We start from the raw sequence: 13596 nt of genomic DNA, 5'->3' as shown, positions 1-13596 counted from the left end.
TAGTATAAAAAAGTGTTATGCCATCAAGGTGAATGCTCACCAGACAAGCCAATAACCATACTACAAGTACAAAACAAAAAAGCAGTTACAACTGCTCGTTATAACTGCTTTGCTTTTTGCTCCCCCTGCTGGACTTGAACCAGCGACCCTCTGATTAACAGTCAGATGCTCTAACCAACTGAGCTAAGGAGGAGTGTTTCCCGTATCGTTTGTGCGATTTGGGATTGCAAAAATAGGTAAAATTTCATTTTTGCAAAATCTTATTGCCACTTTTTTTAAAAATTTTTGAAAAAAGTTTGAAAACACGCTACCACAAAGGGTTTCAGGGAGACACTTTTTTAACCCTCACCAGCATTTTTTCTCCGAGGGCACTGGCACGTGTAGCTTTCCGCACAAAAGGCATGTCCAGTTTACTGATATAAAAATGAGGAAACCGGCGCAGCAACGTATAGTCATATCCTTGTTGCCGCAGAGTGGTCAGCCCTTCCGGCGTAGTGAACACAACACCCGCCGCGGCGGTATCGGCGCGCGGCACCGGCGCGTTCAGGTAATATTCAAAAGAATAGGAGTTGTTCTGATACAGCGTCACCGGCGTACCGGGAATAGCGGCATTGGCATAACGCGCTGCCTCACTGCCGCTCTGGTACTGCATCATATCGGGATACAATATGGTATTGATGTAAAGGTTCAACAGAATACTCATGGCAACGGTCCGGTAAAACACCGCTTCTCTGGTGCTTTTATCCAGCCAGTAATGCAGCAGCATATATAAAACGATGAGCGCCGCAATAGGGATTAACCACGCATAACCCATGGCCGGCTTATACAGCAGGTCCAGCACCACGCCGGCCACGGCCAGCAGAATGATAATGGTATACTGCGTGGTCCGGAAAAAACGAAGCCCCTTAGCGGTATGCAACGACAGGATATAGTGTGCTGTCAGGATAGCGAAAAAAGGAAAAATGATGTTGAGGTAATGCGGTAGCTGAAAACGCGACAGCGAGAACAATACAAAAGTAGCCAGCGCGCCGCAGAGACAATAGTATTCCGGCTGTTGTTTCCATTTACGGAAAAAGATGATCACCGCAGCATACAACATCACCGGCCAGGGCAGGAAAGCCCATAGCAGCGTGTGAAAGAAAAAGAAAGGATCACCGGCGCCTTTGATAGGCCCCGTGTTCATAAAACGTCCAAACTGGCTGTCCCAGAAAAAGAAACGCAGCCCGGATACACCGGTATGGCCGAAGACCACCTTTTCCGGATGCAGGTCAAACTGCTGATAGAGCGCCAACAACTCCGGCAGGATGAACAAGGCGATGAATGCCAGCGCCACCACCCACTGCCATTGAAAAATCAGTTTCCACTGACGCGTAAACAGCAAATGTCCGCCGATAGCAGCACCTACGGGCACCAGGGCGAAGATGCCTTTGGTCATGATAGCACAGGCGGTAAACAATGCGCCCAGCAACAGATGATAACGCCACGGCTGTGCAACGCTGCGGTAAAAATGATATACGGCCGCAATGATAAGTCCCGTCAGATAAGGCTCTGCCCGCACATCATTGTTGGAGATCACAAGATGCTCTGCTGTCAGCAGGATACAAACTGCCCAGCGGGCGGTAGTATCACCATATAAGGAAAGTGCAAAACGATAAGTATACCAGGCGCCCATCAACAGGAAAAGGATGGCGGGCAGTTTATACGACCAGGTATGAAAGCCGAACAACTGAAAACTCAGGGCTGCCATCCAGAAAGGGAAGTGGGGCTTGTCCAGCCATTCGTGGCCGTCGGCATAGAGGTTCAGGTAGTCGTGTTTCAGCACCATGGTTTTGGCGACGCCGGCATAGAGCGCACCATCGGGCTCCAGAATAGGCACGGTAAGGGCGCTGAACTGCAATAAAGTCAGCAGGAAAACGATAAACACCCAAATCTGCTTCTCGGTAAAGGCAAACGGGCGAACAGTTGCAGGTAACGATAACATGTGCAAAAGTTACGTTCATCCGTTGACGGATAAAAACCTGCCGGGGGTAATTAACAATAAAATAAACCGGCGGCTACCAGAGCCAGCCACCGCTCTTTTCCATCCCCACGTAAGGCCCGTCTTCCCGCTGTTCTATCGGGTAGGTTTTGAGGTAATATCCTTCTCCGCTGCAGTTGTGCCCATTTTTCATGCTGAACTTATAGCGATGTATGGGACATACCACATTACCGGCAGCATCGATGAATCCATCGGACATGATGCCGCCGGCATGCGGGCATTTATGAGCAAAAGCGTACAGTTGACCCTGATGCAGGGCAACACTGATCATCTTTCCGTTCACTTCCTGTGCACGGATCGCATTGTCGGCAAGTGGCAGATATCCTTCGTCGAGTTTATGCCAGGTGTACTTTTTGGCCATTAATAGAAAAATTCTGTTTTGTAGGGATAACGTTCTCTGTACAGCTGGGCTACCTTGTCCATGATGGTTTTACGCAGCTCTTCCACATTGCGTCTTTCCAGCGCGGCGATAAAAACGGTGTTGCCGTTGGTTTTTGTGTCCCAGTTCTGTTTGAGCGACTGCAGGATATCTTTTTTGATATCTTCTTCCAGCCATTTATCAAAGGTATTGGCTTCGTACAGGTCCATCTTGTTAAAGACCATGATCGTTGGCTTGTCAAAAGCTTTCAGCTCCTGCAGCGTACGGTTCACCACTTCGATCTGCTCTTCATATTGCGGATGGGAGATATCTACCACATGCAACAGGATATCGCTCTCGCGCACCTCATCCAGCGTGGATTTGAAGCTCTCTACCAGATGGTGGGGCAGCTTACGGATAAATCCTACCGTATCACTGAGCAGGAAAGGTGTTTGTTCAAACACCACTTTACGGGTAGTGGTGTCGAGGGTGGCAAACAGTTTGTTTTCCGCGAACACCTCACTTTTGCTGAGCATGTTCATGATGGTGCTTTTGCCCACGTTGGTATAACCGACCAGGGCTACACGGATAAACTCGCCACGTTCCTTACGCTGGGTCAGGGACTGCTTGTCTATTTCAGCCAGCCGCTTACGCAACAGGGCGATCTTGTCTTTTACGATACGACGGTCCGTTTCGATTTCCGTTTCACCGGGGCCTCTGCTGCCGATACCACCGCCCTGACGTTCCAGGTGGCTCCACATACCGCGCAAACGGGGCAGGATGTACTGGTACTGCGCCAGCTCCACCTGCACTTTGGCCTGCGCTGTGCGGGCACGGCGGGCAAAGATGTCCAGGATAAGGTCGCTGCGGTCAATTGTTTTTACCTTCAGTACCTTCTCTATATTGGCGATCTGGGAACCTGTCAGCTCATCATCGAAGATGACCAGCGACACGTCCCTGCTGGCGATATATTGGTGAATCTCTTCCAGTTTACCTTTACCCACAAAAGTGGCCCTGTCCGGATGGGACAGTTTCTGCGTAAAGCGTTTTAAAGTGGTGGCACCAGCCGTTTCCGCCAGAAACACCAGCTCGTCCAGGAACTCCTGTACCTGCCGGTCCGTCTGGTCTTTAGTGATGACCCCTACAATAACGGCTTTCTCTTCTTTTTGGACGACTTGTTTTTTCTCTATCAAAGTGCTTAAAAATTTGCTGCAAAAATACTTGTTTTTAATCAGTGATGCTGGTGATAGATTGTTTTTTCTCTCATATGAAGATGACCGTATATTATCCTGTTCTTCAGAAAAATGCCTCAAACCAGCAGAATCAGCAGGTAGTTTCCTACATTTAGGTGATCCAAAACATCTTGCAGATCATGTATAAACCATTTTTACTGACAGGACTATTAATTTCAACTATGGCAACAGCCCAGGACAAAATGACGCCCGAATTGCTGTGGCAACTCGGCAGAGTCAGCGGGGAGGCCATCAGCGCTGACGGGAAGACCGTTATTTTCAGCGTGTCACAACCCAGCCTGGCCGACAACAAGAGTGAAAGAAACCTCTATGCCATCCCGCTAACCGGCGGCGCACCCAAACAATTGACCCAGTCACCCGGCGGAGAAGGCGATGTAGCCGTGCTCCCCGGCGGCAAAGTTGGCTACTCCCTCAAAGGCCAATGGTGGGAAATGAATGCTGACGGCTCCAACGCCGTACAGAAAACTAACGGGACCGGTGAAATGCAAAACATCAAAATTTCTCCCGATGGCAAACACATCATGTTTACCAAAGAGGTGAAAGTGAAAAAAATCTCCGGGGTAGATCATTATGCTGACCTTCCCAAGTCGAACGTACAGATCTACGACAACCTGAACTACCGCCACTGGGATACCTGGGAAGATGGCAACTTCTCCCACGTGTTTTATGCTACCTATAACAACGGCGAGATAGGTACACCGGTAGATATTATGGCTGACGAACCACACGACTGCCCGCAGATGCCTCACGGCGGAGCCGAAGACCTGATCTGGAGCCCCGATGGCCAAAGCATCCTGTATGTGTGCAAGAAAAAATTTGGTAAAGACTACGCCATCAGCACCAATACGGATATCTACGAGTACACCATCGCTACCAAAGCCACCCGCAACCTCTCCGAAGGCATGATGGGCTACGATATGGCCCCCGCTTTCAGTCAGGATGGCAAATACCTCACCTGGCTCAGCATGGCCCACGACGGTTTCGAAGCAGACAAAAATGATGTCATCCTCCTGAACCGTGCTACCGGCGCCAAAACTAACCTCACCAAAAGCTGGGACGGCACCGCTTCCGCAGTACGCTTCAGCAACGACGGTAAAAAAATCTACTTCCTCGCCGTACTGAAAGGTACCGAGCAACTGCTGGAAATTGCCCTGCAGAAAGATCCGGCCCAAACCACGGACAAGCATATACGCCAGGTTACTGCCGGCGACTTCGATGTCAACGGCATGGTGGCGCAGTCCGGCAACACCATGGTCGTGACCCGCACTGACATGAACCACGCCGCAGAACTGTTTACCGTAGACCTTCAGAAAGGCACGCTGCAACAGCTGACCAACGTCAACAAAGGCACCTACGATAAAATCGGCGCCTGCAAAGTGGAAAAACGCTGGGTGAAAACCACCGACGGCAAAGAGATGCTGGCATGGGTGATCTTCCCGCCCGACTTCGATCCTGCTAAAAAATATCCCACCCTGCTGTATTGCCAGGGCGGCCCGCAGTCAGCCCTTTCCCAATTCTATTCTTTCCGCTGGAACTTCCAGCTGATCGCTTCTCAGGGCTATATCGTGGTAGCACCCAACAGAAGAGGGATGCCCGGCCACGGCGTGGAATGGAACGCCTCCATCAGCAAAGACTGGGGCGGCCAGCCTATCCGCGACTACCTGAGCGCCATCGATGATGTGAGCAAAGAAAGTTATGTGGATAAAAAACGCCTCGGTGCCATCGGCGCCAGCTACGGCGGCTACTCCGTTTACATGCTGGCAGGCGTACACGAAAACCGCTTTAAAACCTTCATCGCCCACGACGGCCTGTTCGACCTGAAAAGCTGGTACGGCACTACCGAAGAGCTGTGGTTCGCCAACTGGGATATCGGCGCCTACTGGGACCCCGCCAATGCGAAAGCATACAAGGACTTCAACCCCAGCGAACACGCCAACAAATGGAACACGCCTATCCTGATCATTCAGGGAGGTATCGACTTCCGCGTGCCCATCGAGCAGGGCCTGCAAGCCTTCCAGCTGGCACAGCTGAAAGGCATCAAAAGCAAACTGCTCTATTTCCCGGAAGAAAACCACTGGGTGCTGAAACCTCAGAACGCCATCGTATGGCAACGTGAATTCTTCAACTGGCTGAAAGAAACCCTGTAAACAATTACGAATTAGGAATTACGAATTACGAATTAAAGGCTTATTTTTAAACCAGTCATTTAGTGACCTTTCCATAATTAAACCCTTCATTCGTAATTCGTAATTCCAAATTCGTAATTGTTATGACTTCTCTGTTACTGGAAACCACCAATGGCGTGGCCACCATCACGCTCAACCGCCCGGAAGTTTACAACGCATTCAATGATCCGCTCAGTTATGAACTACAGGATGCCCTGAAACAGGCAGAGAGAGACCCTGCCGTAAGAGTAGTGGTACTGACAGGAGCAGGCAAAGCCTTTAGCAGCGGGCAAGACCTCAAAGCCTCTATGGAAGCCGGTAAACGCAACCTGAGCGAATCACTGCACAAACGTTACAATCCCATTATCCGCGCCATCCGCAACATGCCCAAGCCAGTCATCTGCAAACTCAATGGCGTGGCTGCCGGCGCCGGGTGCTCCCTCGCTCTCGCCTGCGATATGATCATCGCCAGCGAAGCCGCCACCATGATCGAGATTTTTGTGAATATCGCACTGGTACTGGATTCCGGCTCTTCCTATTTCCTGCCACGTACCGTAGGCTACCACCGCGCTTTTGAACTGGCCACCAAAGCGTCTAAAGTTACTGCCGCAGAAGCCCTGCAAATGGGACTGATCAACAAAGTAGTACCGGCAGATGCACTCGATGCGGCCGTGGAAGCCGAAGCCGCCTATTACGCTGCAGCCCCCACCAAAGCCATCGCGCTGATGAAAAAAATGCTCACCAAAGGCATGACGGAATCTCTGGACGCTACGCTCGAATACGAAGCCTACTGCCAGGAAATCGCCGGCAACTCCGCTGACAACCGCGAAGGCATCAACGCTTTCCTCGAAAAAAGAAAACCGGCATTCACCGGCAACTGATACCAAAACAATAAGAAATAAAAAACGGCCATGGTTTGATACAACCATGGCCGTTATATTTTTAATCCTGTGGACGATTACAGTCCGCTCAGGCAGATACCAATCTGATAAGGTCTGATATCCAGATCGCTGTTGTCTTTCAGCATCGGATTCAGGGAATAGGCGCCAAACAGGGCGAAGTTGCCATAACCTACACGGGCAGTGGCAGAAAAACGCCATGGGTTGAAAAAGCCTTTGTTGATGTCTTTATCCCAGTTTTTGGAACCGTTGGCACCCGTGTTGCGGCCTTTGGTATGTGCATTTACCAGGGTACCTACCTTTACGCCCAGCGCAGCTTTAAAGCCTTTATTGGCGTTGTCCGGCACACTGCGATACCGCAATTCAATAGGAATTTCCAGATAGGTAGTGGCTACCTTGAATTTTTTATATGCATTGCTGGCAGGGAAGGAAGCCTTATCTGGACTCACTTTCCCGGAAATGTCAAAAGTGTGATCTTTCAGATATACCCCGCTGGTGCTGATACCCAAACCAGCCGCCACACTCAGGGGTGACTTCTTGAATGGGAAATCGTACATCAGTGCGATATTAAAGCCCCTGTTGAAACCCGTCTTGATACTATCAGGTGCTCCAGCCCAACCATCATAGGACAACTGAATCATCAGAAAATCCCGGGAATGGGTAGCCCTGTTAACTGCCTTGTTCATGGGAGAACCGCCTTCCTGTGCAAAAACACCCACAGCTACAGCTATCAGGCCAAGGGTAAAAATTATTTTTTTCATAAAATATTTTAATACTTAGGAAAAAGAATATTAGGCAAATATATTGGAATGATTGTAAAAGAATTGGTTAAAATATTCCCAACTGCCTCCTTTTCGGCGCGAAAGTTACATAAAAAGTCATATTGATAAATCATATTCTTTACATGTACCGCTTCTCACAAATGAACAAGATGAACAACAATAATGCTTTTTTTTAGCTAAATTTCAGGAATGAATCCTCCAACGGGGAAACTACCCCGGCCAAAACAGCTAACTAGTCTGTGAAACCAAAAGCCTGATGAGAAATATAACCCTCACCGTCATAACCCTCGTGATAGCCGTACTCATGGTACTCAGCGGCTTCATATTTTATGCCGTGATGGTACGGAAAAGGACCAACGCTGCTGCCGATTGGATAAGGACGAGCCAGATAACCACCAACCAGGCCAGGGCCATCTTCATACTGGACCAAAGAAGTACGGCCGGCATCAAAGACTTCCTGCTGAGCAACGGCCGCCTGCTGCCACCGGAAGCCCGGCTGCAGGACAGCCTCCAACAAGCACTCCAGCGCCTGTCCGGCAACACCCACAACACCACCACCCAGCAAGATCACCTCCAGGCCATACAACAACTGCTCCTTCAGCGCCGACATACCAAACAACTGATTATCTCCACCGCCGACATGGACCCGGTTAAAGCCGGGGAAATAATCCTGGGACCCACCTTCTCCGCCCAGACGGCCAGCCTCCGCAACCTGATCAATACCTATATTGATACGGAACAACAGGAACTACTGCAACGCGTCGGTAAAGATTCAGCTTATACCTCCTGGTCACTATGGGTAACATTAGGCCTTAGCCTCTTCACCATTATCCTCCTGATCGGAGAGGTCCGCTATATCTTCAGAGTGTCGGTAAAAATAAAAGACTGGGGCAACCAGCTGCTCAAAAGTGAACAGACCTTCAAACGCCTGGTGGAAGAAGCAGAGCCTATTATCTACCAATCTACCCGGCACGGCTTCTTTACCTACGTCAGTCCCCGGTCGGAAGAACTGACCGGCTATCCCAATACCACCCTCGTGGGCAAACACTATTCCCTGCTGCTGGAAGACAAAGAATTTGAACGCCTGAAAATCTTCTACCTGCAACAACTGGAAAACGGCGACGAATACTCGTCGCTCCGCTTTGAAATCATCACCCGCACGGGAGAGAAAAAATGGGTGGAACAACTGGCCTATCTCATCACCGGCGAAAACGGCCGCAAAACATTTGAATGCATCGTCCGCGATATTGACCGGGAGTACCGCAAAGAGCAACATATCCAGTACCTCCAGAAAAGACTGGAAGCCATCCTGGACAATATGCCTTCCATGATGTTCGTAAAGGATATGCCCGGCAACTACCTGCTGGTCAACAACCGCTTCATGGAAGTGATGGGCGTCTCTAAAGAAGATATTGTAGGGAAAACCGATACCGAGCTTCATTACCCCTGGGTGGAACGGTATGCAGAAATGAGTCGCAAAGTACTGGAAACAGGCACCAGAGAGAAAACAGAAGAAACACTTACCATAGACGGCAAAACCTATCATTTCCTGCTGACGATGTTCCCCCTCCGCAATGCCAGCCACGAAATGATCGGTATCTGCTGCATCGGTACCGACCTCACGGAAAAAACACTCTACCTCCAACAGGAAAAAGAAGCCCGCGAAAAAGCCGTGGAAGCCCAGAAAAGCCAGGAAACCTTCCTGGCAAATATGAGCCACGAAATACGTACGCCCATGAACGGTATCGTAGGCATGACCCAACTGCTGCTGCAGGAAAAAGCGCTGTCGGCCGTTCAACAGGAATACGTGACCGCCATCCGGCGATCTGCCGAAAATCTGCTGGTCATCATCAATGAAATACTGGACTTCTCCAAAATAAAAGCGGGCAAACTCGAAGTGGTCAGCGAACCATTCAACCTCCGGGAAGTCATCAACAGCACCGCCTTCCCGCTGCAACTGCAAGCCCGGGAAAAGGGGCTGGTCTTCAATATCCGCACCGCGGAAAATATGCCGGTGGAACTATTGGGCGATGCAGTACGGCTTCGCCAGATTCTTACCAACCTGATCGAAAACGCCATCAAATTCACCCCCAAAGGTCATGTAACGGTGACGGTTACACTGGTATCGGCCGATAAAAATAATTCCGGTGTACGGCTAGGCTTTGAAATAAAAGACACCGGCATCGGTATCCCGGCAGATAAGCTGGAAGTGATCTTTGAAAGCTTCTCCCAGAGCCATAAGGGCAACAGCCGCGATTTTGGCGGCACCGGGCTGGGGCTCACCATCTGCAAACACCTGATAGACCTGCAAAACGGCAGCCTCCGGGTAGAGAGCACGCCAGACAAGGGCTCCATCTTTTACTTTGAGCTACCTTTCACCAAAAATCCTTTCCCACAGCCACAGCTGCCCGGTCATCCACTGGCACAGGCACCTGTACAGCCCCTGAAAGGCCTGGCTATCCTCATCGTGGAAGATAACCACATCAACCAGCAGGTGGCCTATTATACCCTGCGGAAAGGGGGATGTTCACGCGTAGACGTTGCTGACAGCGGCATGGCCGCTCTCGAAATATTAAGTACCAAATCCTATAATTGTATCATTATGGACCTACAAATGCCCGGTATGGATGGCTATGAAACCACCCGTGCTATTCGTAACAATGGTATCAATACCAGCATTATTGCCCTCACGGCATCGGCACTGGACGGCGAAAGGGAACGTTGTCTGCAGGCAGGCATGAACGACTATGTGTCCAAACCCTTTGAGAAAGATGATCTGTTCCGGAAAATTCAGGCATCCGCCACCCATGACACCGATCCCGGACCAGCGCCGGAACACCGCCCTGATCCTGCTCAACAGCTGTCTACGCCTGCCGGTCCAGGCGGCAGTAACCCGCCGCCCGCTACCCCTGCGCCGGAAGAAAAACCTCCTATCAGCTTCGAGTTTATTCATCAGGTGATAGGCCATGACGAGGTGAAAATTATATTGAAAGAGCTGGTAGAAGCTATGCCTGTCGCCATCTCGCAACTACGGCAATATATCGAGAAAAGAGATTGGGAAAATGCGGGCTTCGTGTCTCACCAGCTGAAAGGCAACCTGAACTTCGTCTCCATGCATGAAGGGGTACAGCTGGCACACGAAATCAACAGGGGCCTGGTACTCGACTGCAACTATGAGGAAATTTCCCGCAAAGCCGCCAGGATAGAGGAATTATTCACCCGCTACAAACCCGACATTGAAGCGTATATAGCCACCTTTGACTGATTACTGTGCTATCGGCAACGTAAAATAAAACAGGCTGCCTTTGCCTTCCTCACTGGACACTCCAATAACGCCGCCCTGCGCTTCGATAAACTCTTTGGAAATGGCCAGTCCGAGGCCATTTCCTTTATGCCCTTTTACTCCCGGCACCTGAAAGAAACGTTCAAATATCCGGTCGCGGAAGGCCAGGGGTATCCCTTTGCCATAATCCTGCACGGAGAAAGATAACATATTGGTGCCTGTGTTCTCCACCTTCAGGTCTATGGCCGATTTGAGGGTAGAGTAACGAATGGCATTGGTCAAAAGGTTTACCAGCACCCACGCGGTTTTTTCCACGTCGGCCATCACCCGGGGCAACACTTCCGGTACGCTCTGCCGGATAGTGATCTCCCGCTGGGCCGCCTGTTTTTGCACGGTGTCCAGTGCGTACTGCACTATATTCAAAGCGGTAACCGGCTGCGGCTGCAGCTGAATATTACCGCTCTCCACCTGCGACAGGTCCAGCAGCTCACTTACAATTTTGATCATGCGCTGATTGTCCTGCTTCATGCTTTCCAGCAGCTCGCGCTGTTCCGGCTTCAGCGTGCCAATACGTTCATCCTCCAGTAACTTGAGACTAAAGTCGGAAGAGGCCAGCGGAGTCTTTAATTCATGGGAGATCGTCGCGATAAAATGGGTTTTGGCGAGGTCCTGTTCTTTAAAGGCCGTAATATTTTTAAGGATAACGACATAGCCTATACGACTGTCTTCATGCCTGATGTCCGCTACCTCCTGTGTAAAGAAACATTCTTTGCCATCCACCACGATCTTAAGCGGTACATTCTCCGCGGGGTTGATCAGAAATCTCAACAAATCATTTTGTTTGGCCATGTCATCAGCAGAATGGCCTATCAATTCCTTCTCGGGAATACTCAGCAGCTGCAGCGCCTGTGCATTGGCAAAAAGCACAGTGTTCTGCGTATCAAATCCGATGGTGGCGTCTTTCAGACTGCTGATCACCGCTTCGGCACGTTGTTTTTCAAAGGTAATACGGGCAATATTGCTGTGTTCATATTCATCCAGCCGCTGGGCCATGGTATTGAAGGCGGTGGCCAGTTCACCCAGCTCATCGTTGGATTTAAAATGTAATCTTTTACCGTATTGTTTGTTGGAAATGCCTTTGATGGCTTCTGTCAATGCATTGATGGGGTCGGCAATATAACCGGGGAAATTATAGACAAAGGTGAACCCTAACAGAAAACACACACCGCTGATAATGGCGATGTACAACAGCGCGTTATCGGCGGTCCGCTTTACCAGCTCGTTTTTTCCAACGATCGCATTCATGTTGAGGTCCATGATGGCATAGATGCCTTTTTTGATCGTTGTCACATCTGCCGGATTGGCGATGCTGTCTTTTTGCAGCTTTTCAAATATCGTCGCTACATTGGTAGTGGCCAGGTACTCGCCCCGTTCAGTCACGTTGGCCTGCTGACGTTTGAGGTTAGTGGAAAACTGCTGCAATGCCTGTGCCCTGTGCAGCGGCAGGTCTTCCAATGCCACCAGCATATTTTTGGAGTACTCCAGTGACTCATAGTTGTCTTTCAGGATAATCTTGGCCTTGTCGGTCAGCCGGTTCAGGTAATAGTATCCCAGTACACTGACGATCAGCAGCATAATGTAGAGGAACAACACCCCCAAAGTAATCTTCGTTTTTAGCCTCAGTGTACTCATGACAGGATAATCAGATCTATATCGTTGGAAGAAAGAGTTTTCAGCAGTTGATTAAACAGGTTGGTCCGTAAAATAATGCGGAACAAACTAATATGCGGTTTGCCGATACAAACAGTGGTAATCTGCTTATCCACCGCTACACGTATGATCGCATCGGAAATACGCGTATCATGTTCCTGCACAACTTCCGCGCCTAATTCTGTCGCCAGTTTCAGATTATTGATCAAATGACGTTGTGCGGCCAATGGTATTTTTTCCACGCTTTCCCGCGGTGTCTGCACATACAGCACAAACCAGTCTGCATGATAATAGGCGGCCAGCCGGGCCGTTTTCCGGATAACCTTCCGGGCTACCTCGTCATTGGTGGAAATACAAGCCAGGAAAGTCTCATGGCGCATCTGCTGGCTGCGCGGCACTTCTGTCTCCACCTTCCTTTCTACCTGTGTAGCCACTTCTTTCAGCGCCAGCTCCCGCAACTGCAGGATTTTATCTGCCTGAAAGAAATTGCGCAGGGCCGTTTCTACCTTAGACTGGTCATAGATCTTCCCTTCTTTCAGGCGGGTAATCAGCTCATCGGCGGTGAGGTCGATGTTCACCACTTCATCGGCCATTTGCAGCATACTATCGGGTACCCGTTCACCTACCTCTACGCCGGTAATGACTTTCACCTCCTGGTTGATGCTCTCGATATGCTGAATGTTGACAGCAGAAATGACGTTGATGCCGGCGTTGAGCAGATCGATCACGTCCTGCCAGCGCTTTTCGTTTTTGGAACCGGGGATATTACTGTGCGCCAGTTCATCCACCACCACCCATTCCGGCGCCAGCAGCAGGATGGTATTGAGGTCCATCTCATCCAGCATCTTGCCTTTATAGAAAACCTGCCTGCGGGGGATCGCAGGCAGGCCTTCCAGCAGGGCGTGCGTTTCGGTACGCCCGTGCGTTTCTATATATCCAATCTGGATATTGATGCCGTTCCTTAACATGGCGTGCGCTTCCTGGAGCATGCGGTAGGTCTTGCCCACACCGGCGCTCATGCCGATGTAGATCTTAAACTTGCCGCGACCGGCGCGGTTTGCCAGGTTAAGGTAATGTTGTACGGTGTTTTCTTTTTCTGTCATGGTAT

The 13596-nt window shown here is 50.1% G+C and carries 9 protein-coding genes and 1 tRNA gene; 3 read left to right on the top strand and 7 right to left on the bottom strand.

The window, feature by feature from the left end; genetic code table 11:
- Window positions 1-119: 119 nt before the first annotated feature.
- The 4 genes from ICL55_RS11805 to hflX all read right to left on the bottom strand — a co-directional run bounded on the left by ICL55_RS11805 (window position 120) and on the right by hflX (window position 3589).
- Window positions 120-193, bottom strand: a tRNA-Asn gene (locus ICL55_RS11805).
- Between the two features lie 129 nt (window positions 194-322).
- Window positions 323-1981 carry an ArnT family glycosyltransferase gene (locus ICL55_RS11800; RefSeq protein WP_188097258.1) on the bottom strand — a complete coding sequence of 553 codons (1659 nt, stop codon included), beginning with the start codon at window positions 1979-1981 and terminating at the stop codon, window positions 323-325.
- A gap of 73 nt (window positions 1982-2054) precedes the next feature.
- On the bottom strand, window positions 2055-2399 hold the full coding sequence (locus ICL55_RS11795) for a Rieske (2Fe-2S) protein (protein ID WP_188097256.1): 345 nt from the start codon (window positions 2397-2399) through the stop codon (window positions 2055-2057).
- Window positions 2399-3589 (bottom strand): GTPase HflX, encoded by a 1191-nt coding sequence (hflX, locus tag ICL55_RS11790; protein WP_168870701.1) that lies wholly within the window; start codon window positions 3587-3589, stop codon window positions 2399-2401. Before hflX ends, ICL55_RS11795 begins: the two co-directional genes overlap by 1 nt.
- A 221-nt stretch (window positions 3590-3810) precedes the next feature.
- Between hflX and ICL55_RS11785 the strand changes: the two genes are divergently transcribed.
- Both ICL55_RS11785 and ICL55_RS11780 read left to right on the top strand, forming a co-directional pair.
- Window positions 3811-5796: a S9 family peptidase gene (locus tag ICL55_RS11785; RefSeq protein ID WP_246496223.1), complete on the top strand. Its 1986-nt coding sequence runs from the start codon at window positions 3811-3813 to the stop codon at window positions 5794-5796.
- 122 nt (window positions 5797-5918) lie between these two features.
- Window positions 5919-6695 (top strand): enoyl-CoA hydratase-related protein, encoded by a 777-nt coding sequence (locus ICL55_RS11780; RefSeq protein WP_188097252.1) that lies wholly within the window; start codon window positions 5919-5921, stop codon window positions 6693-6695.
- A 77-nt stretch (window positions 6696-6772) separates the two neighbouring features.
- Here ICL55_RS11780 and ICL55_RS11775 read toward each other — a convergent pair whose 3' ends face one another.
- Window positions 6773-7474 (bottom strand): porin family protein, encoded by a 702-nt coding sequence (locus tag ICL55_RS11775; protein ID WP_188097250.1) that lies wholly within the window; start codon window positions 7472-7474, stop codon window positions 6773-6775.
- 277 nt (window positions 7475-7751) lie between these two features.
- On the opposite strand from ICL55_RS11775, the gene ICL55_RS11770 reads away from it, so the two are divergent.
- A complete protein-coding gene (locus ICL55_RS11770) occupies window positions 7752-10760 on the top strand; it encodes a PAS domain S-box protein (protein ID WP_188097248.1) in 3009 nt (1002 codons plus the stop codon).
- On the opposite strand, the gene ICL55_RS11765 is transcribed toward ICL55_RS11770, so the two are convergent.
- Window positions 10761-12470, bottom strand: coding sequence for a sensor histidine kinase (locus tag ICL55_RS11765; RefSeq protein ID WP_188097246.1), 1710 nt, complete (start codon window positions 12468-12470; stop codon window positions 10761-10763).
- Window positions 12467-13591, bottom strand: coding sequence for a sensor protein KdpD (locus ICL55_RS11760; RefSeq protein ID WP_188097244.1), 1125 nt, complete (start codon window positions 13589-13591; stop codon window positions 12467-12469). The genes ICL55_RS11765 and ICL55_RS11760 overlap by 4 nt, the downstream gene beginning before the upstream one ends.
- Window positions 13592-13596 lie beyond the last annotated feature (5 nt).

The organism is Chitinophaga varians, from assembly GCF_014529945.1.
GTDB classification, from domain to species: Bacteria; Bacteroidota; Bacteroidia; order Chitinophagales; family Chitinophagaceae; genus Chitinophaga; species Chitinophaga varians.
Note: the sequence above shows the minus strand (reverse complement) of the source record. Positions and strands in the feature narration are given on the sequence as shown.